The 20,563-nt window shown below is 69.8% G+C and carries 17 protein-coding genes; 14 read left to right on the plus strand and 3 right to left on the minus strand.

What is annotated here, in order from left to right; all coding sequences use genetic code 11:
• Window positions 1–318 precede the first annotated feature (318 nt).
• Together CLM62_RS05330 and CLM62_RS05335 are read left to right on the plus strand one after the other, a co-directional pair.
• Window positions 319–1,746, plus strand: coding sequence for an NAD-dependent malic enzyme (locus CLM62_RS05330; RefSeq protein WP_095748696.1), 1,428 nt, complete (start codon window positions 319–321; stop codon window positions 1,744–1,746).
• Between the two features lie 452 nt (window positions 1,747–2,198).
• Window positions 2,199–2,480 (plus strand): HU family DNA-binding protein, encoded by a 282-nt coding sequence (locus CLM62_RS05335; protein WP_007498188.1) that lies wholly within the window; start codon window positions 2,199–2,201, stop codon window positions 2,478–2,480.
• A 111-nt stretch (window positions 2,481–2,591) separates the two neighbouring features.
• Here the strand turns inward: CLM62_RS05335 and murA are convergent, their stop codons facing one another.
• On the minus strand, window positions 2,592–3,932 hold the full coding sequence (murA, locus tag CLM62_RS05340) for a UDP-N-acetylglucosamine 1-carboxyvinyltransferase (RefSeq protein ID WP_095748697.1): 1,341 nt from the start codon (window positions 3,930–3,932) through the stop codon (window positions 2,592–2,594).
• Window positions 3,933–4,184: 252 nt separating this feature from the next.
• Here murA and CLM62_RS05345 point away from each other — a divergent pair, with 252 nt between their 5' ends.
• The 11 genes from CLM62_RS05345 to CLM62_RS05395 all read left to right on the plus strand — a co-directional run bounded on the left by CLM62_RS05345 (window position 4,185) and on the right by CLM62_RS05395 (window position 17,194).
• A complete protein-coding gene (locus CLM62_RS05345; RefSeq protein ID WP_095748698.1) occupies window positions 4,185–4,757 on the plus strand; it encodes a YqgE/AlgH family protein in 573 nt (190 codons plus the stop codon).
• Window positions 4,758–4,787: 30 nt separating this feature from the next.
• The gene (locus tag CLM62_RS05350; RefSeq protein WP_095748699.1) at window positions 4,788–5,087 is read left to right on the plus strand and encodes a DUF3039 domain-containing protein; all 300 of its coding nucleotides are present in this window, start codon (window positions 4,788–4,790) and stop codon (window positions 5,085–5,087) included.
• Between the two features lie 218 nt (window positions 5,088–5,305).
• Window positions 5,306–6,598: an extracellular solute-binding protein gene (locus CLM62_RS05355; RefSeq protein WP_095748700.1), complete on the plus strand. Its 1,293-nt coding sequence runs from the start codon at window positions 5,306–5,308 to the stop codon at window positions 6,596–6,598.
• A 5-nt stretch (window positions 6,599–6,603) separates the two neighbouring features.
• The gene (locus CLM62_RS05360) at window positions 6,604–7,512 is read left to right on the plus strand and encodes a carbohydrate ABC transporter permease (protein ID WP_306457882.1); all 909 of its coding nucleotides are present in this window, start codon (window positions 6,604–6,606) and stop codon (window positions 7,510–7,512) included.
• Window positions 7,509–8,354: a carbohydrate ABC transporter permease gene (locus CLM62_RS05365; protein WP_095748702.1), complete on the plus strand. Its 846-nt coding sequence runs from the start codon at window positions 7,509–7,511 to the stop codon at window positions 8,352–8,354. The genes CLM62_RS05360 and CLM62_RS05365 overlap by 4 nt, the downstream gene beginning before the upstream one ends.
• Window position 8,355: 1 nt before the next feature.
• On the plus strand, window positions 8,356–9,981 hold the full coding sequence (locus tag CLM62_RS05370) for a beta-N-acetylhexosaminidase (RefSeq protein ID WP_095748703.1): 1,626 nt from the start codon (window positions 8,356–8,358) through the stop codon (window positions 9,979–9,981).
• 285 nt (window positions 9,982–10,266) lie between these two features.
• Window positions 10,267–11,160: a xanthine dehydrogenase family protein subunit M gene (locus CLM62_RS05375; protein WP_095748704.1), complete on the plus strand. Its 894-nt coding sequence runs from the start codon at window positions 10,267–10,269 to the stop codon at window positions 11,158–11,160.
• Window positions 11,157–13,007 (plus strand): 2Fe-2S iron-sulfur cluster-binding protein, encoded by a 1,851-nt coding sequence (locus CLM62_RS05380; protein ID WP_095748705.1) that lies wholly within the window; start codon window positions 11,157–11,159, stop codon window positions 13,005–13,007. The genes CLM62_RS05375 and CLM62_RS05380 overlap by 4 nt, the downstream gene beginning before the upstream one ends.
• A complete protein-coding gene (locus tag CLM62_RS05385; RefSeq protein ID WP_095748706.1) occupies window positions 13,004–15,316 on the plus strand; it encodes a xanthine dehydrogenase family protein molybdopterin-binding subunit in 2,313 nt (770 codons plus the stop codon). The genes CLM62_RS05380 and CLM62_RS05385 overlap by 4 nt, the downstream gene beginning before the upstream one ends.
• Before the next feature lie 45 nt (window positions 15,317–15,361).
• A complete protein-coding gene (locus tag CLM62_RS05390; RefSeq protein ID WP_095748707.1) occupies window positions 15,362–15,895 on the plus strand; it encodes an AAA family ATPase in 534 nt (177 codons plus the stop codon).
• 138 nt (window positions 15,896–16,033) lie between these two features.
• Complete coding sequence (locus CLM62_RS05395) at window positions 16,034–17,194, plus strand: SUKH-4 family immunity protein (RefSeq protein WP_095748708.1); 1,161 nt, start codon at window positions 16,034–16,036, stop codon at window positions 17,192–17,194.
• A 39-nt stretch (window positions 17,195–17,233) separates the two neighbouring features.
• Here CLM62_RS05395 and CLM62_RS05400 read toward each other — a convergent pair whose 3' ends face one another.
• Window positions 17,234–17,653 (minus strand): MerR family transcriptional regulator, encoded by a 420-nt coding sequence (locus CLM62_RS05400; RefSeq protein WP_095748709.1) that lies wholly within the window; start codon window positions 17,651–17,653, stop codon window positions 17,234–17,236.
• A gap of 53 nt (window positions 17,654–17,706) precedes the next feature.
• On the opposite strand from CLM62_RS05400, the gene CLM62_RS05405 reads away from it, so the two are divergent.
• Window positions 17,707–18,669 carry an SDR family NAD(P)-dependent oxidoreductase gene (locus tag CLM62_RS05405; protein ID WP_095748710.1) on the plus strand — a complete coding sequence of 321 codons (963 nt, stop codon included), beginning with the start codon at window positions 17,707–17,709 and terminating at the stop codon, window positions 18,667–18,669.
• 511 nt (window positions 18,670–19,180) lie between these two features.
• Here the strand turns inward: CLM62_RS05405 and CLM62_RS05410 are convergent.
• A complete protein-coding gene (locus tag CLM62_RS05410) occupies window positions 19,181–20,467 on the minus strand; it encodes an MFS transporter (protein WP_373559110.1) in 1,287 nt (428 codons plus the stop codon).
• Window positions 20,468–20,563: the final 96 nt, after the last annotated feature.

A 20,563-nucleotide genomic window follows, 5' to 3' on the forward strand; every position in this document is an offset into this window, starting at 1 on the left:
CGCGAAGCGCCGTCGTTGAGGGGCGGTGGTCGGGCGGCGGGAGGGACTTACGGGATCTGTTTGTTAGCCTGGACGTGGCACCGGCCCGATCCAAGCCCCCGGGCCCAACCTTCGTCGCTACGAGCGACCACTTGCCGCGAGGCGAGCATGGCGGGTCGGTGTCACTGAGCAGACGAGAGGCTCACGTCCGATGTGACGTGAGCCTCTTTCGCTGTGAACAAAAAGTTCGCAATACCACCCGGCTAACGCCTACTCCGCGGTAGGTGCGACCATCGGACGGCATCCAGCATCACCCGGTGAAAGCAGAGGAAGTCGGCCATGGCAACGGCGCCCAGCGTCTCCTACTCGATGACGGTCCGGCTGGAGGTGCCCGCGAGCGGAACCGCGGTCTCCCAGCTCACCACGGCCGTCGAGTCCCACGGAGGCTCGGTGACCGGCCTCGACGTCACCGCGTCCGGCCACGAGAAACTCCGCATCGACGTCACGATCGCGGCCACCTCCACCGGCCACGCCGACGAGATCGTCGAGCAGCTCCGCGGCATTGAGGGCGTCACGCTGGGCAAGGTCTCCGACCGTACGTTCCTGATGCACCTCGGCGGCAAGATCGAGATGGCGTCGAAGCACCCCATCCGCAACCGCGACGACCTGTCCATGGTCTACACGCCGGGCGTGGCCCGCGTCTGCATGGCGATCGCCGAGAACCCCGAGGACGCGCGGCGTCTGACCATCAAGCGCAATTCGGTTGCGGTAGTGACGGACGGCTCGGCCGTTCTGGGCCTCGGCAACATCGGGCCCAAGGCCGCCCTCCCCGTCATGGAGGGCAAGGCGGCCCTCTTCAAGCGGTTCGCCGGCATCGACGCCTGGCCGCTCTGCCTGGACACCCAGGACACCGACGCGATCGTCGAGATCGTCAAGGCGATCGCCCCCGGATTCGCCGGCATCAACCTCGAGGACATCTCCGCGCCCCGCTGCTTCGAGATCGAGGCGCGGCTGCGTGAGGCCCTCGACATCCCCGTCTTCCACGACGACCAGCACGGCACGGCGATCGTCGTCCTCGCCGCCCTCACCAACGCGCTTCGCGTGGTGGGCAAGGCGATTGAGGACGTGCGCGTCGTCATGTCCGGCGCCGGCGCGGCCGGTACGGCCATCCTCAAACTGCTGATCGCCGCGGGCGTCAAGAACTCCGTCGTCGCCGACATCCACGGCGTCGTGCACGCCGGCCGCGAGGACCTGGTCGACGCCGCTGAGGACTCGGCGCTGCGCTGGATCGCCGACAACACCAACCCCGAGGGGCTGACGGGGACGCTGAAGGAGGCCGTGCGCGGCGCGGACGTCTTCATCGGCGTCTCGGCTCCCAACGTCCTCGACGGCGACGACGTGGCCGGCATGGCCGACGGCGGGATCGTGTTCGCGCTCGCGAACCCGGACCCCGAGGTGGACCCGGCAATCGCCCGCCAGACGGCGGCGGTTGTGGCCACCGGCCGCTCCGACTTCCCGAACCAGATCAACAACGTGCTGGTCTTCCCGGGCGTCTTCCGCGGCCTGCTGGACGCGCAGTCCCGCACGGTCAACACGGAGATGATGATCGCGGCCGCGAAGGCCCTCGCGGACGTGGTGACGGAGGACGAGCTCAACCCGAACTACATCGTCCCGAGCGTGTTCAACGACAAGGTCGCGGGCGCGGTGGCCGGGGCGGTGCGGGAAGCGGCGAAGGCCGTCGGGGCGGCGGCTCCTTCGGTGTCGTAGGCCCTCGTGGCGCTCTGCGGGTGCTCTGCGGGTGTGCTGCGGGTGTGCTGCGGGTGTGCTGCGGGTGTGCTGCGGGTGTGCTGCGGGTGCTCTGCGGGTGTGCTGCGGGTGTGCTGCGGGTGTTCAGTCGGTGTGGTTCGCTGTGAGGATCACCACGGCATGACATCGGCGCGTCGTGGAACCCGGGGTTCTTGGCCTCCGTTTATCGTGTCGCCAGGCTCAGGCCCTCTTTTCGTGTGACTCCCATGGGTGTTCTCACAACTCCTGGGGGTGCCGGATTGGCTTTCCCGCCGCAGGTAGGGGCAGGATGCGTCCCTGGGCGCGAGGGTCTGACGACGGACCCGGGTCCGGGGCCTGTCCGAGGACCCTGGCAGCATCGGCATCGCAGTGCCGAATCATGCGGCTCTGCCGCGTGGCACGCCTCAACGGCAAGAAGAACACGGGAGTACAACATGAACCGCAGTGAGCTGGTGGCCGCGCTGGCCGACCGCGCCGAGGTGACCCGCAAGGACGCCGACGCCGTTCTGGCCGCGTTCGCCGAGACCGTCGGCGAGGTCGTCGCCAAGGGCGACGAGAAGGTCACCATCCCCGGCTTCCTGACCTTCGAGCGCACCCACCGTGCCGCTCGCACCGCGCGCAACCCGCAGACCGGCGACCCGATCCAGATCCCGGCCGGCTACAGCGTGAAGGTCTCCGCGGGCAGCAAGCTCAAGGAAGCGGCCAAGGGCAAGTGACCTTGCCGCTACACCACGGGACGGTGTACGGCACGTGAGTAACGCCGATGGGGCGGCCCCCGGGTTCCGGGGGCCGCCCCATCGTGGTTCGCTCACCGACAGCAGCTGGATCTACCCGAGTGCTTTACCCGGGAGCTCCACCTTGGCCCCCAGTTCCACCAGCTTCTCCATGAAGTTCTCGTAGCCCCGGTTGATCAGGTCGATGCCGTGCACCCGGGACGTGCCCTGGGCGGCCAGTGCGGCGATGAGGTACGAGAAGCCGCCGCGGAGGTCGGGGATGACGAGGTCGGCGCCCTGGAGCCGGGTGGGGCCGGAGACGACCGCGGAGTGCAGGAAGTTGCGCTGGCCGAAACGGCAGTTCGAAGCGCCCAGGCACTCGCGGTACAGCTGGATGTGCGCCCCCATCTGGTTCAGCGCGGAGGTGAAGCCCAGCCGGGACTCGTAGACCGTCTCGTGGATGATGGACAGCCCGGTCGCCTGTGTCAGGGCGACGACCAGCGGCTGCTGCCAGTCCGTCTGGAAGCCGGGGTGCACGTCCGTCTCGAGGGCGATGGACTTCAACTGGCCACCGGGGTGCCAGAAGCGGATGCCCTCGTCGTCGATCTCGAAGGCACCGCCCACCTTCCGGTAGGTGTTCAGGAACGTCATCATCGAGCGCTGCTGGGCGCCGCGGACGTAGATGTTGCCCTCGGTCGCCAGCGCCGCGGACGCCCAGGAGGCGGCCTCCAGGCGGTCGGGGAGGGCGCGGTGGTTGTAGCCGCCGAGCCTGTCCACACCGGTGACGCGGATGGTGCGGTCGGTGTCCATCGCGATGATGGCGCCCATCTTCTGCAGGACGCAGATCAGGTCCTCGATCTCCGGCTCCACGGCCGCGTTCGAGAGCTCGGTGACGCCCTCGGCGAGCACGGCCGTCAGCAGCACCTGCTCGGTCGCGCCGACGGACGGGTAGGGCAGCCGGATCTTCGTGCCGCGCAGCCGCCGCGGCGCTTGAAGGAACTGACCGTCCGCCCGCTTCTCGATCGTCGCGCCGAACTGCCGCAGCACCTCGAAGTGGAAGTCGATGGGCCGGCCGCCGATGTCGCAGCCGCCGAGACCGGGGATGAACGCGTGCCCGAGGCGGTGCAGCAGCGGACCGCAGAGAAGGATCGGGATACGGCTCGAACCCGCGTGGGCATCGATGTCGGCGACGTTCGCGCTCTCCACCGACGTCGGGTCCATCACCAGTTCGCCCGGTTCCTCACCCGGACGGACCGTCACTCCGTGCAGCTGCAGCAGACCGCGTACGACACGAACGTCCCGGATGTCCGGGACGTTGCGCAGTCGACTCGGGCCGCTGCCCAGCAGGGCGGCGACCATGGCCTTCGGTACGAGGTTCTTCGCACCGCGGACACGGATCTCGCCCTCCAGCGGGGTTCCGCCGTGGACAAGCAGGACATCGTCGTTGACGGTCATGTATCTCGCGTTCCGATGAGTGGGGCAGGGGCCAGGAGGGAAAGGGTAATCGCCGCCCACCCCCCTTCTGTAAGCCCGAGGACGGCCCGACTGCGTCATAGCTCTGTCACAACACGAACCGTTCCCTGGCGGGTACATGGGGTCACCGACCCCTTTCGTGCGCTGGGGCGCACCGGTGCGCCCTGAGCTGCATTCACTGCCGTAGGGGCATTGCCTCCCCACGCGCAGGGAAGATGCGGGATCATGTCTGGCATGACCGAGGTGTCCTCGCTCACAGGGCGGTTGCTCGTGGCAACACCCGCCCTGGCGGACCCGAACTTCGACCGTGCGGTGGTGCTCCTTCTCGACCACGACGAGGAGGGCTCCCTGGGTGTCGTCCTCAACCGTCCCACCCCGGTGGACGTGGGCGACATCCTGGAGGGCTGGGCCGATCTCGCCGGCGATCCCGGCGTCGTCTTCCAGGGCGGACCGGTCTCCCTGGACTCGGCGCTCGGCGTCGCCGTCATCCCCGGCGGCACGTCCGTCGACCGGGCCCCGCTGGGCTGGCGCCGGGTGCACGGCGCGATCGGTCTGGTCGACCTGGAGGCCCCGCCGGAACTCCTCGCCTCGGCGCTGGGAAGCCTGCGGATCTTCGCCGGTTACGCCGGCTGGGGCCCCGGCCAGCTGGAGGACGAGCTGGTGGAGGGCGCCTGGTACGTCGTCGAGTCGGAGCCGGGAGACGTCTCCTCCCCGTCCCCGGAGAGACTCTGGCGCGAGGTCCTGCGCCGCCAGCGCAACGAGCTCGCGATGGTCGCGACGTACCCGGACGACCCTTCGCTCAACTGACCCATGTGAGCTTCAGTACTCTTGGTTGTTATGAGCACTCTTGAGCCTGAGACCCAGCCGCAACGAGGTACTGGGACGGGAACCCTCGTAGAGCCGGCGCCGCAGACGTCGCACGGCGACGGCGACCACGAGCGCTTCGCCCACTACGTCCAGAAGGACAAGATCATGGCGAGCGCCCTCGACGGCACCCCCGTCGTGGCGCTGTGCGGCAAGGTCTGGGTGCCGGGCCGCGACCCGAAGAAGTACCCCGTGTGTCCCATGTGCAAGGAGATCTACGAGTCCATGGGCGCCGGCGGCGACGACAAGGGCAAGGGCGGCGGCGACAAGTAGCCCTGTCCGGCTGAGGGTTCGGCCCGTCTGAGGTTCTTGGAAGGCCCCCGGGGCGCGTCAAGCGCGCCCCGGGGGCCTTCGTGCGTTCGCACACCCCTGTGTCACGAAGTGGTTGAGACCTCTTGTGGACATGTTCATGTACTCCATAACCTTCGTTGCGTTGTGCAGAGCGAAACCGTCATTGCATATCTTGCAACGCACGCCCGGAGGAACACTCCATGAAGCTCGCCCCCCGACTGGCCGTTCTCCTGGCCGCCCTCGTCGTCACCGCCTGTGCCCCCCAGACATCCGACAACTCCTCCTCCGACACGGACGAGCAGAGCGGCACCCTGCGCGTCTGGCTCTTCCAGGAGGTCAACAACAAGCCCAAGGAAGAGGTCGTCGACTCCGTCCTCGCCGATTTCCAGAAGGCGCACAAGGACACCAAGGTCACTGTCGAGTACATCCCCGTCGAGACCCGCGCCCAGCGCATGAAGGCCGCCTTCAACGACCCGAAGAGCGCCCCCGACGTCATCGAGTACGGCAACACCGACACCGCCGGCTATGTGAAGGACGGCGGACTCGCCGAGGTCACCAAGGACTTCACGTCCTGGAGCGAGGCCAAGGACACCGACCCGACCGCGAGACAGTCGGTCACGGTGGACGGCAAGATCTACGGGGCGCCGTACTTCGTCGGCGTAAGGGCCCTGTACTACCGGACCGACATCTTCAAGGACCTCGGCCTGGAAGTCCCGAAGACCATGGCCGAGTTGGCCACCACCGCCCGCGAGATCCGGGCCGCCGAGCCCAACCTGTACGGCCTCGTGGTCGGCGGCGCCTACACCTACGGCGCGATGCCGTTCATCTGGGCGGGCGGCGGCGAGATCGCCACGGGCAAGGGAGGGTCGTACGCCTCCGCCATCGACAGTGCGGCCGCCCAGAAGGGCATCAAGGCGTACACGTCGCTGTTCTCGGACGACAATTGTCCGGCCGCCAAGTGCGCGGGCATGGGCGGCAACGACACGATCACCGCGTTCGCGGCCGGTCAGGCGGGCATGGCGATCGGCGGCGACTTCAGCTACACGGCCGTGGAAGCCGGGAAGGTGAAAGGCAAGTACGCGGTCGTGCCGCTGCCGGGAGTGAAGGCCGGGGAGATCGCGCCGGCGTTCGCCGGGGGCAACAACATCGGTGTCCTGAAGAGCACCTCGCACCGCACCCTCGCGGTCGACCTGATGAAGCGGATGGCTTCGAAGAAGACGCAGGAAGAGCTGTTCGGGGCGATGGGCTTCCTGCCGACATTCACGGACGTACGGCAGCAGGTCGCGGCCGAGCAGCCGTACGTGAAGCCCTTCGTGGACACCCTCGCCGCGGACACCAAGTTCGTGCCCGCCTCGCCCGCCTGGGCGCAGATCGACTCCTCGCTGGTCCTGCCGACCATGTTCCAGGAGGTCATCAGCGGCAAGAAGGACGTGGCGACGGCCTCCAAGGACGCGGCGACCAAGATGAACGACGCGTTCGGCTCCGCCGGGTGACGCCGGTGCCTGCCCCGCGCCCCCTGGGGCGCGGGGGTGCGCGGGGTCAAAAGGCTCCCTGGCTCTACCTCGCGCCCGCCCTCGTCGTCCTCGGCGGGCTGCTCGTCTACCCCATCTACCAACTCGGCCTGATCTCCTTCTTCCAGTACACCCAGGCGCAGGTCAGCGGCGGCGAGCCGACCACCTTCCGGGGCCTGGGGAACTACACCGAGTTGTTCGGGGACGACCAGTTCTGGCAGGTGCTGCTGGCGACGGTCCTCTTCGCGGCGGCCTGTGTCGTCTCCACCCTCGCGGTCGGCTGTGCGCTCGCCGTCCTGCTCACGCGCGTGCGTGCCGTGCCCCGGCTCGCGCTGATGCTGGCCGCGCTGGGTGCTTGGGCGACGCCGGCGATCACGGGTTCGACGGTCTGGCTGTTCCTCTTCGACCCGGACTTCGGCCCGGTGAACCGGGTGCTGGGGCTCGGCGACCACTCGTGGACGTACGGCCGCTTCAGCGCCTTCTTCCTCGTCCTGCTCGAAGTGGTGTGGTGCTCCTTCCCGTTCGTGATGGTGACGGTGTACGCCGGTATCCGTGCCGTACCGAGCGAGGTCCTGGAGGCCGCCGCCCTGGACGGTGCCTCCCAGTGGCGCATCTGGCGGTCGGTGCTCGCGCCGATGCTCCGGCCGATCCTGACGGTCGTCACCATCCAGTCGGTCATCTGGGACTTCAAGGTCTTCACGCAGATCTACGTCATGACGGGCGGCGGCGGGATCGCCGGACAGAACCTCGTGCTCAACGTCTACGCCTACCAACAGGCGTTCGCGTCCTCGCAGTACGGCCTCGGCTCGGCGATCGGCGTGGTCATGCTGCTGATCCTGCTCGCCGTCACGCTCGTGTACCTGCGGCTGCTGCGCCGGCAGGGGGAGGAACTGTGAATCTTCTACGTGGCCTGGTACAACGCCCCTGGCGGCTGGCCGCCGAGGCCTCCGCCCTGCTGATCGCGGTCGCCGTCGCCTTCCCCCTGTACTGGATGGTGCTGAGCGCCTTCAAACCGGCCGGCGAAATCGAGTCGGCCCAGCCCCGGCCATGGACCCTGGCCCCCTCCCTGGACTCCTTCCGACGGGTCTTCGAGCAGCAGGAATTCGGCCGTTACTTCCTCAACAGCCTGCTCGTGGCGGGTAGTGTCGTGATCGCCTCGGCGTTGATCGCGTTTCTCGCGGCGACCGCCGTGACACGATTCCGGTTCCGCTTCCGGACCACCCTGCTGATCATGTTTCTGGTGGCCCAGATGGTGCCCGTGGAAGCCCTCACGATCCCCTTGTTCTTCCTCATGCGGGACTTCGGCCAGCTGAACACGCTGGGCTCGCTGATCCTGCCGCACATCGCCTTCTCGCTGCCGTTCGCGATCTGGATGCTGCGGGGGTTCGTGAAAGCCGTACCGGAGGCGCTAGAGGAGGCCGCGTACATCGACGGGGCGAGCCGGGCGCGGTTCCTGTGGCAGATCCTTTTCCCGCTGGTCTTCCCCGGGTTGGTGGCCACGAGCGTGTTCTCCTTCATCTCCGCCTGGAACGACTTCCTGTTCGCCAAGTCCTTCATCATCAGCGACACTTCCCAGTCGACCCTGCCGATGGCCCTGCTGGTCTTCTACAAGCCGGACGACCCGGACTGGGGTGGTGTGATGGCGGCCTCCACGGTGATGACGATTCCGGTGCTGATCTTCTTCGTACTCGTACAGCGACGGCTGGTCTCCGGGCTGGGCGGAGCGGTTAAGGACTGACGTGACTGAACTGATTCCGACCCCCCGCAGCGTCGTCGCCGGTTCCGGCGAGGTACGGCTGACGGCGCACTCCCAGCTCTACGCCGGCACCGCGACGGAGGGCGTCGGTCACTGGCTGGGCACCGTCCTCCGGCAGGCCACCGGCCTGCCGCTGCGCGAGGGGCGGGAACTCGACGACACCGACGGCGACGGCATCGGGCTCCAGCTCGACCCCGAACTCGGCCCCGAGGAGTACCGCCTCGTCAGCGACCCGACCGGCGTCCTCATCGAGGGCGGCAGCGCGGCCGGTGTCTTCTGGGGCGCCCAGACGCTGCGGCAGCTCCTGGGCCCCGACGCGTACCGCAGGGCCCCGATCGGCCGTGACCGCACCTGGGCCGTGCCGCACGTCACGGTCGAGGACTCCCCACGATTCCGCTGGCGCGGCCTCATGCTCGACGTGGCCCGGCACTTCATGCCCAAGGACGGCGTCCTGCGCTACCTCGACCTGATGGCCGCGCACAAACTCAACGTCTTCCACTTCCACTTGACGGACGACCAGGGCTGGCGGATCGAGATCAAGAGGTACCCCCGGCTGACCGAGGTCGGCTCCTGGCGGGCGCGCACGAAATTCGGCCACCGGGCCTCACCGCTGTGGGAGGAGAAGCCACACGGTGGCTACTACACCCAGGACGACATCCGGGAGATCGTCGCCTACGCCGCCGAGCGGCATATCACCGTGGTCCCCGAAATCGACGTACCCGGCCACTCGCAGGCCGCCATCGCCGCGTACCCGGAACTCGGCAACACCGACGTCATCGACACGACCTCCCTCTCGGTCTGGGACAGCTGGGGCATCTCTGACAACGTACTCGCCCCCACTGACAACACCCTGCGCTTCTACGAGGGGGTCTTCGAGGAACTCCTCGATCTTTTCCCGTCGGAGTTCGTGCACGTGGGCGGCGACGAATGCAGCAAGGACCAGTGGAAGCGGTCACCCGTCGCGCAGGCCCGCATCACGGAACTCGGCCTCGCGGACGAGGACGAGTTGCAGTCGTGGTTCATCGGACACTTCGACAAGTGGCTCTCCGCGCGCGGGCGCAGGCTCATCGGCTGGGACGAGATCCTGGAAGGCGGACTGGCCGAAGGGGCGGCCGTCTCCTCGTGGCGCGGATACCAGGGCGGGATCGCCGCCGCGCGGGCCGGCCACGACGTGGTCATGTGCCCCTCGCAGCAGGTCTACTTGGACTTCCGGCAGCACGCGGGCAAGGACGAGCCGGTCCCCATCGCCTACGTCCGCACACTGGAGGACGTCTTTCGGTTCGAGCCCGTTCCACCGGAGTTGACGCCCGAGGAGGCCCGGCACGTGCTCGGCACGCAGGCCAACGTGTGGACCGAGGTGATGGAGGACCACGCGCGCGTGGACTACCAGACCTTCCCCAGGCTCGCCGCCTTCGCCGAGGTGGCGTGGAGCCGCCTGCCCGCCCCCGCCGAGCGGGACTTCGCCGACTTCGAGCGGCGGATGGCCGCCCACTACCGGCGACTCGACGCCCTGGGGGTCGCGTACCGGCCGCCCGCAGGACCGCTGCCGTGGCAGAAGCGGCCCGGTGTGCTGGGCCGGCCGATCGACGGCCCGCCCCCGAACAGGTAACCCCCGCACAGGTAACCCCCGTACAGGCGGACCCCGCACGGACGGGCTCCCGAACAAGCCTTGGAAAATACCCGCAAGACTCACCGAAGAGTGTCAATCGGTACGCACCGGTGAAGCCGTGCGAAAACGGACCATCTCCCTGGTGAGGTGGGCGAAAGCCTCCTAGCGGACCCCCGTCCTCGGGTCCTGCGAAGATGTGCCAGAGTTGCCACGTCCGCCCTGTCAGCACGTACCGTACGGCAACACAGGTGGGACCAGGTGGGGCAGCGGGAAGGGGCAGCCGGTTTGACCACGCACGCACCACAGGCGGCGCAGACCGTCACGCTGCCCACGACTCTGGACGAGGCCGTGGCGGCCCTGGCCGCCATGCCCGCCGCCGTGCCCGTCGCGGGCGGCACCGACCTGATGACCTCCGTCAACTCGGGGCAGCTCAGGCCCGCCGCCCTGGTCGGCCTGGGCCGGATCAGCGAGATCCGCGGCTGGCAGTACCTGGACGGCCACGCCCTGCTCGGCGCGGGCCTCACCCACGCGCGGATGGGCCGCCCCGACTTCGCCGCCCTGATCCCGGCGCTCGCCGCAGCCGCGCGCGCCGCCGGCCCGCCGCAGATCCGCAACGCCGGCACCCTGGGCGGCAACATCGCCTCGGCGGCCCCCACAGGGGACGCCCTTCCGGTGCTGGCCGCCCTGGAGGCGACACTGATCATCGCCGGGCCGGGCGGAGCCCGCCGGGAGATCCCGGTGTCGCACCTGCTGGCCGGCATGGAGATGCTGCGCGCCGGCGAACTCATCGGCTACGTGCGCGTGCCGCTGCTGCACGCGCCGCAGGTCTTCCTCAAGGCGACCGGCCGCACCGGCCCGGGCCGCGCGGTCGCGTCCGTCGCGCTGGTCCTCGACCCCGCCCGGCGCGGAGTCAGGTGCGCCGTCGGTGCCATAGCGCCGATGGCGCTCAGGCCCCTGGAGGCCGAGCAGTGGGTCGCCCGGCTGATCGACTGGGACAACAACCGCGCGATCGTCCCGGAGGCGCTGAGCGCCTTCGGGGAGTACGTCGCCGCGGCCTGCATCCCCGATCCGGTCCCGGCCGAGGACGGCTCCGTGGAGCAGCTTCCGCCCGCCGTACTGCACCTGCGGCGCACCGTCGCCGCGCTGGCCCGACGAGCACTGGGGAGGGCACTGTCGTGACCGACGACCAGCACGGAGAGGGCAGGCCCCAGAGCGGGGGCCGCTGGGACCCGCTGCCCCAGGGCGACTACGACGACGGCGCCACCGCCTTCGTGAAACTCCCCGAAGGGGGCGTCGACGCCCTCCTGGCCTCCTCCGACAGTCCGCTCGCCGCGCCCGGCCACGGCTATGTGCCGCCGCGGATAACGGCGACACCGGACACCGGCGCGGACACCGACCCGGCGGCAACCGGCTCCTGGGGCACGCCCGCCGCGCCCGCCGACGGCGTCCACTGGCCCGACCCGAACGCCCTGCCCCCGGAGGCCGGGGACACCCGGGACGACCGGTTCACATACCGTCCGGGCGCCACCGGGCAGTGGAACTTCGAGGAGAACACGGCGGCGGAGGCGGCGGCCCCGGCGCCAGGTCACGACGTGACCGGGCAGTGGTCGATCCCCGTCGCCGGCGGCGACCTTCCGGACGAATCGGGAGAGTTCACGACGTCGTCCCTGGTCGAGCAGTGGGGTGGCGGAACCCCACCGGCCACCCTCCCCGGCGGCGCGGCCGCCCCCTGGGCCACGGAGGCCGCGGGACAGCCGTGGGGGCAACCGGCACCGGAGCCGACGGCGCCCGAGCAGCCCGAGCCGCACGCGCAGGGGCGGCACGCGCCGCAGTCGTACCCGCCGGCCGAGCCGGGCCAGGCCGGACCGGAACCCGACCGGCCGCACTCGCACGTCCCTGAGCAGTCGCCGGCTCCCGCCGAGCGGGCCGCTGATCGGTACGAGGAAGCGCCGCCTGCCGAGTCGTACGCCGAAGTGCCCGATGACTCGTACGTGGAAGCGCCTGACGACTCGTATGTGGAAGCGCCTGCCGAGTCGTACGCGGAAGCGCCCGATGACTCGTACGCCGAAGCGCCCGATGACTCGTACGCCGAAGCGCCTGATGACTCGTACGCGGCGACACCCGCCGAGCCCTACGCGGAAACGCCCGCCGAACCCGCCGAACCCGCCGTAGCCGCTGCACAGCCCGCTCACGGGCCCGATGAGGCCCCCGAGGCCTTCGATGCGCCCGAGGACGCCCCAGGCGCCACAGAGGCCGCAGAAGCCGTCGGAGAGGCCGCGGAGCGTCCCGGCGAGCCCGCCGGGGACGGGACGCCCGCGCCGAAGCCCGCCGAGGAGTCCACTGCCTCCGACGCTCCGGCCGACGAGTCGGCACCCCCGCGCCCCGGCGAGGAACACCCCCTCGCTTCCTACGTCCTGCGCGTCAACGGCGTGGACCGCCCCGTCACCGACGCCTGGATCGGCGAGTCGCTGCTCTACGTGCTGCGCGAACGGCTCGGTCTCGCGGGCGCCAAGGACGGCTGCTCGCAGGGCGAGTGCGGGGCCTGCAACGTCCAGGTCGACGGGCGGCTCGTCGCGTCATGCCTGGTGCCGGCCGTGACCGCGGCCGGCAGCGAGGTCCGTACGGTCGAGGGCCTGGCCGTCGACGGGCAGCCCTCGGACGTGCAGCGTGCCCTCGCGCGGTGCGGCGCGGTGCAGTGCGGGTTCTGTGTGCCGGGCATGGCGATGACCGTGCACGACCTGCTCGAGGGCAACCCGGCGCCGACCGAGAGGGAGACCCGCCAGGCGCTGTGCGGCAACCTCTGCCGCTGCTCCGGCTACCGGGGCGTCGTCGACGCCGTCCAGGAGGTCGTCGCGGAGCGCGAGTCGCACAACGCCGCCCCCGACGCCGAACAGGACGGCGACGAGCCACGTATCCCTCACCAGGCGGGCCCGGGAGCCGGCGGGGTGAACCCGTCGGCGTTCGAGGCCTCGGGCCCGCCGGGCCCGCATGACCAGCCGTACGGACAGGACGGAGGCCAGGCGTGAGCAACGATGCCGCCACCGCGACCACCCCCACCGCGGAGGCAGCCCCCGCCCCCGAGCCGATCCCGCACGGCCTCGGCGCGTCCCTGCCGCCCGCCGACGCCCGCGCGAAGACCGAGGGCACCTTCCCGTACGCCGCCGACCTGTGGGCCGAAGGCCTGCTGTGGGCGGCCGTACTGCGCTCCCCGCACGCGCACGCGCGCATCGTCTCCATCGACACCACCCACGCGCGCGAGATGCCCGGCGTACGGGCCGTCGTCACCCAGGAGGACGTCCCCGGCAGCCCGCTGCACGGCCGCGGCAAGGCCGACCGCCCGCTGTTCGCCTCCGAGGTCGTCCGCCACCACGGCGAGCCCATCGCGGCCGTCGCCGCCGACCACCCCGACACCGCGCGCATGGCCGCCGCCGCCGTCATCGTCGAGTACGAAGTACTCGACCCGGTGACCGACCCGGAGCAGGCCTTCGAAGCGGAGCCGCTGCACCCCGACGGCAACCTGATCCGGCACATCCCGCTGCGCCACGGCGACGCCGACGCGGCCGGCGAGGTCGTCGTCGAGGGCCTGTACCGCATCGGCCGCCAGGACCCCGCCCCCATCGGCGCCGAGGCCGGCCTCGCCGTGCCGCGTCCCGACGGCGGCGTCGAGCTGTACGTGGCCTCCACGGACCCGCACACCGACCGAGACTCGGCCGCCGCCAGCTACGGCTTGGAGCCCGAGCGCGTGAAGGTCGTCGTCACCGGCGTCCCCGGCGCCACGGCCGACCGCGAGGACCAGAGCTTCCAGCTCCCGCTCGGCCTGCTGGCGTTGAAGACCGGCTGCCCGGTCAAGCTCACCGCGACGCGCGAAGAGTCCTTCCTCGGCCACACCCACAGGCATCCGACTCTGTTGAGATACCGCCACCACGCGGACTCCGACGGCAAACTGGTGAAGGTGGAGGCGCAGATCCTGCTGGATGCGGGCGCCTACGCCGACACCTCCTCCGACGCGCTGGCCGCCGCGGTGGCGTTCGCCTGTGGTCCGTACGTCGTCCCGAACGCCTTCATCGAGGGCTGGGCCGTCCGCACCAACAACCCGCCCTCCGGCCATGTACGCGGCGAGGGCGCGATGCAGGTGTGCGCCGCCTACGAGGCGCAGATGGACAAGCTGGCCAAGAAGCTGGGCATCGACCCGGCGGAACTGCGCCTGCGGAATGTGATGGCCACGGGGGACGTGCTCCCGACGGGCCAGACGGTGACGTGCCCGGCACCGGTCGCGGAACTCCTCCAGGCCGTACGGGACTTCCCGCTGCCTGCTTTGCCGAAGGACACCCCCGAGGACGAGTGGCTGCTGCCCGGCGGCCCCGAGGGCGCGGGCGAACCGGGCGCGGTGCGCCGAGGCGTCGGCTACGGCCTGGGCATGGTGCACATGCTGGGCGCGGAGGGCGCGGACGAGGTCTCCACGGCGACGGTACGGGTCCAGGACGGCGTGGCGACGGTGCTGTGCGCGGCGGTGGAGTCCGGCCAGGGTTTCACCACGCTGGCCCGCCAGATCGTCCAGGAGACGCTCGGCATCGACGAGGTGCACGTGGCCCCGGTCGACACCGACCAGCCGCCGGCCGGCGCGGGCTGCCGCGGCCGCCACACCTGGGTGTCGGGCGGCGCGGTGGAACGGGCGGCCAAGATGGTCCGCACGCAGCTCTTGCAGCCCCTGGCGCACAAGTTCGGCATGTCCACGGAACTGCTGCAGATCACCGACGGCAAGATCACGTCGTACGACGGAGTGCTGTCGACCACCGTCACCGAGGCCATGGACGGCAAGGAGCTGTGGGCGACGGCCCAGTGCCGTCCGCACCCGACGGAGCCGCTGAACGAGGCAGGCCAGGGCGATGCCTTCGTGGGCCTCGCCTTCTGTGCGATCCGCGCGGTGGTGGACGTCGACATCGAGCTGGGTTCGGTGCGCGTGGTGGAACTGGCGCTCGCCCAGGACGTCGGCCGCGTGCTGAACCCGGCCCAGCTGACGGCACGCATCGAGGGGGGCGTCACCCAGGGCGTGGGCATAGCGCTGACGGAGAACCTGCGCTCCGCGCGCGGGGTGATCCGCCACCCGGACCTGACGGGTTACGCACTGCCGACGGCCCTGGACGCGCCGGACATCCGGATCGTGAAGCTGGTCGAGGAACGGGACGTGGTGGCGCCCTTCGGGGCGAAGGCGGTGAGCGCGGTGCCGGTGGTGACGTCTCCGGCGGCGATCGCCTCGGCGGTCCGGGCCGCGACGGGCCGCCCGGTGAACCGGTTGCCGATCCGGCCGCAGGCGGCGGTGGTCACGGCGCAGTGAGCGCGTGTTTGTCTTTGACGGACCGGGGCTGATGGACGGGGTCTGATGGACGGGGTCGTCCTCGTGACCGGCGTGATGGCGGCCGGGAAGTCGACGGTGGCGCAGGCGCTGGCGGAGCAGTTGCCTAGGGCGGCGCATGTCCGGGGGGATGTCTTCCGGCGGATGATCGTGTCCGGGCGCGAGGAGTACCTGCCCGGCGCTGAGCCCGGTGGCGAGGCAGAGACCCAACTCCGGCTGCGATACCAGCTGTCGGCGGCGACGGCGGACGCGTACGCGCAGGCGGGGTTCACCGCGGTCGTCCAGGACGTGGTGCTGGGCGACGAGCTGGCGGCGTACGTCGACCTGGTCCGCACGCGCCCGCTCTACCTCGTCGTGTTGGCGCCGAGCCCGAAGACCGTGGCCGCCCGCGAGGCCGCGCGGACGAAGACGGGCTACGGGGCCTGGACGGTGGAGGACCTGGACGCGGACCTGCGGGCCGCGACCCCGCGCATCGGGCTGTGGCTGGACAACTCCGAGCTGACGGTGGCGGAAACGGTGGACGCGATCGTGGCGGGACGGGAACGGGCCCGGGTGTTCTGAGCGTCTCCTGGTCCGGGGGCGTTGTCAGTGCCGGCGCGTAGTGTTCTGGGCAGTGGGGGACGGCTGCTGGATCAGGTCGTTTGTCGGCCGGACGTGCCCTGCGCGGGGACTGTGAGAGAAGCACATTCGGGGGAGCCCATGAGCACGACCTACGCCGACACCACGGCGATCACCTTTACCGAGGACATCCTCGATCCATACGTCACCCATGCGCCGACGCGCCGCTGGCTCACCGGCCCCGGACTCTCCGGCGACAGCGCCCTGTTCACCTTCGCGGAACTGCGCCGGGAGGGCCTGCGGACGGTGGCGGACTCGACGGGCGACCCGGACCGCCTGACTGCGGCACTGCACGACCAACTGGTGATCGGCGGTCTGGCGGACCTGGACGGACTGGAGAGGGAGACGATCCTCCTCGACGGTGCGACGGGCGAGCTCTCGACGACGTACTTCTTCCACGACCGCCCGGACCTCGTGACCCGCGCCCCGCTGGCGCCGTCGCTGCACACGCTGGTGCGCTTCGCGACGGCGACGGACGAGCTGACGGATCTACGCGGCCAGTTCGCGTCCTACGTCGGCCGTTTCGGCCCGACGACGGTGGAGGAGGCGACACGGCAGCTCCTGGCCGTGTTCGAGGAGGGCATGGGTGGCGCCGAGGTCCCGACATTCTGGAAGATCGCGGCCCTGATCCGCCCGCTGGCCCTGGTCGCGGCCCCGGGCACGGAATCCGGACTTACCCTGGACCTCCCGCCCCGCCTCCTGGACCAGGAGTTCGGCCGGGGCAAGGTGATGCGCTTCGAGGACATCGACTTCCCCGCGACGCTCACGCACGAGCCGACCCGCCGCTTCCTGAGCGAGACGGGCCTGCCCGAGGACGGAATCCTCTTCTCCCTGGACACGGACGTCCCCCTCCTGACCCTCACCGAGAGCTACACCGACGCCCGGGCACAGGACATCCCGGCCCACGCCGACCGTCTCATCCGCCTCGGTTACCTGATCGAGGACAACAGCCTGGTGATCGACGGCACCACGGGCGAGATCCTGAACTGGAACGAGCCCGAGGCCACGCTGCACCCCCTGAACACAGACATCTCCACGCTGGCCTTCACCCTCTGGCTCCTGCACCGCGAGAGAACGATCGACGACTCCCTGGCCCACGAACTGACCCACAACCTCTACGCCCAGGTGGCCAAGACGCTGATCCAGGTCCTTTCGAAGATCGACCCGACGGGGACCGGGGCCGGAACCGACCGGCACTACTGGACGGGGCGATTCCGGGACGAGGCAGGCGGGGTGCTCTGACGCCTCGCCGACGCCTCGCCCCGAGCGAAGTTGGATGAATCAGCGAGACGGTGTCGGCGACCAGACCCCGGCAGCGGTCCCGTCGCGGACGTGCTTCTCGTAGGCGACGACCTTGCTGTGGATGACCTTCAGGTCCGCGTTCAAGTCGGAGATCTTGGCCCGCACGGCCTGTTCGTGCTCCCGTAGCAGCGCGAGACGTTCCGCTTCGTTGCCCGGGCCCGACCGGACGAGCCGGGCGAACTCCTTCAGCATGGCGATAGGCATGCCCGAGTCGCGGAGCCGGTTGCACAGCAGCAGCCAATCCACGTCTGCGAGTTCGTAGACCCGCTGCCCGCCGCTGGAACGGGGGATCGGGCGGAGGAAGAGGCCCTCGCGTTCGAAGAACCGCAGAGCGTGCACGCTCAATCCCGTCGCTTCGGCGACGTCCCCGATCGACAGATCACCCTCATGCCGGCTCATGCCACCGACAATACCTTGACCTAGAGCACAGTCTAGAATCTAGCGTCGCGGGCATGACGACGCAGCAACAGCAGCAACACAAGTCCGGCACTGGATTGGGCGCCCACAGCACGGCGGACGACGTCCTCGCCGGGATCGACCTGTCCCGCAGCACCGCCCTGGTCACCGGCGGCTACTCCGGCCTCGGACTTCAGACCACGCTCGCCCTCACCCGGGCGGGAGCGCACGTCATCGTCCCCGCGCGCAGGCCCGCCGCAGCGGAAGAGGCCCTGCGGGGCGTCCCCCGGGCGGAGGTGCACGACCTCGACCTGGCGGACCTGGACAGCGTCCTGGCGTTCTCAGCCGACTTCCTGGACACTGGCCGCACCCTCGACCTCATCATCAATGGCGCGGGCATCATGGCATGTCCGGAGACACGCGTAGGCCCGGGCTGGGAGGCGCACTTCGCGATCAATCACCTCGGCCACTTCGCTCTCATCAACCATCTCCGCCCGGCACTGAGCGAAGGGGCACGGGTGGTTTCGGTGTCCTCGTCCGGGCACTTCCTCTCCGACGTGCGCTGGAACGACCTCCACTTCCGCGACGGCTACGACCGGTGGCTGGCCTACGCGCAGTCCAAGACCGCGAACGCCCTCTTCGCCGTACACCTCGACACGCTCGGCGCCGCCGGCGGACTGCACGCCTTCGCGGTCCACCCGGGCAGCATCCTGACCCCACTGCAACGGCACATCCCCCGCGACGAACAGATGGCCCAGGGCTGGATCACCCCGGACGGCACACCGGCAGCCGGTTTCAAGACGCCGGCGCAGGGCGCGGCGACGGCGGTATGGGCAGCGACCTCACCACTGCTCGACGGCCACGGTGGTGCGTACTGCCAGGACTGCGACATCGCGGAACCCGCCCACACCGACGACATGCTCATCGGCGGGGTGAAACCCTGGGCCGTCGACCCCGAGGCGGCGTCCCGGCTGTGGCAACTTTCCAGCGAACTCACCGGGCTGGATTTGTTCACCTGACGGCGGTCATCCCGTCAACGATCTTCAAGCCGATGAGGGCAGAGGCGATCCCTGCGTGGCTCGCTCGCCTGTCCGGCAAGGCCAAGGCAATTGAGCCGTGGCGGGAATCGAACCCGCGTAACTCGCTTTGCAGGTTTGTCCTGGCTGGTCAGAGCGGGATCCGGACGTGTTCGTGCGCGTTCAATGCCGTACGGACGCTGTGCCCGGTGAGGCAGCATGAACGGGCCCGGACGGCCGCGTACGACTATGAACGAGACGGAAACTGAGACGGGGCCAGGGCCGCTGACCTGGACGGTGTCTCACTGAGGGGCCTTGAAACGAGCTATGCGCTGCACGGTCGCCGCGCGTCGGCGTGCTTCGGGCACCAGCGGTAGTAGCTGTCATCGAAGTTACGGCTGTGCGTTGCCCGGCCGTGCTGGGGCCGCCATCCACGCCAGTGGCGGGTGTTGCAGCGATTGCACAGCGGCGCTTCTCCGAACTAGGTGTTTGTCTGGCGGCCCTCCGCCATCCTTCAGCTCTTTGCGGCCGTTTGTTCTGGCTCGTGGGTCTGCGGAAGGTCGCGCTCTCGGCGCATCGGGCTCGCGGCGAGGATGAGCCAGCTGGGCGCGACGAGACCCGTCGTGATCCACATGGCTGGCCGGTACCCGACGGCGTCGCCGAGCACGCCGCCGAGCAGGGACCCGAGCGGGATGGTGCTGTGGTTGATCATCATGGCCGTCGCCACGACCCGGCCGAGCATGTGCGGCGGGCAGTAGGCCTGCCGGAAGCTGCCGACCACGATGTTGGCCACGGATATGCCGATCCCGACGAGGAAAGCCCCCATCGCGAACAGCAACAGTCCCGGCCCCGCTGTGGTCATCGGCAGGAGCAGCGCGAATGGCGCGGTGGCGACCTGCAGGAGAAGAAGCCCGCGCGCGGTGCCGAACCGCCGGCTGACCCTAGTGGCCACCAGCGCGCCCACGATGCCACCGGTGCTGCCACTCGTCAGCAGCAGACCGACCATCGCGGGGTTTAGCCCGACGGCGCGGACCAGGAAGACGACCTGAACCGCCTGGTAGCCCATCAGCGCCATATTGATCACGGCGCCCCAGGTGACCATCGGCCGCAGGTACCGGTCCCGGCCCACGAAGCGGAGCCCGTCGCTGATCTGCTGGCGGAGGGGGACGCGGACCTCGTCCGGAGCGGGGTCCGGCTCGACCACGCTGATCCGCTTCAGGCAGACCGCGGATACCAGGAACGTCACCGCATCGGCCAGTAGCGCGGTGATCGCACCGAACGCCTGGGCGAGCAGTCCCGCCACCCCGGGTCCGGCAACCTGGGTGGCTGCCTCGCTGCCCTGCAGCTTGGCGTTGCCCTCAAGCAGGTCGCGGCCGTCGAGCACGATCCGGATGTACGAGTGGTAGGCGGTGCTGAAGCACACCGCCGCGGTGCCGCATATCAGCGCGATGACGACCAGGTGCTGAAAGGTGAGCGCGTCGAGCCACGCCATCAGTGGAATGCTCACCAGCGCCGCAAAGGCCACCAGATCGCACGCGATCATCAGTGGCCGTTTGCGTATCCGGTCCACCCATGCGCCTACCGGCAGCCCCACCAGCAGCCAAGGCAGCCAAACGGCCGCGGCGAGCAGGCCGACGGCTGTTGAGCTGGCGTCCAACATTTCAACCGCGATCAGCGGCAACGCAACCACCGTGATGCTGTTGCCCAGCCCGCTCACGGTCTCGCCTGTCCAGAGCAGGCGGAAATCCAGTTGGGTGAAAACTCCCCAGCGGGTTCTGGGCCGGTCCGGCGTGTCGTTCATCGAGTCCACACGGGGCATCATGCCGTGAGCTCTTCAACCTGCTGTATCGGTTATGCAGTTGGACTGCTGGATGAGCGAATCCCCTGGTGGGCTCAA

It is taken from the genome of Streptomyces sp. SA15 (assembly GCF_002291145.1).
Taxonomy (GTDB): Bacteria; Actinomycetota; Actinomycetes; order Streptomycetales; family Streptomycetaceae; genus Streptomyces.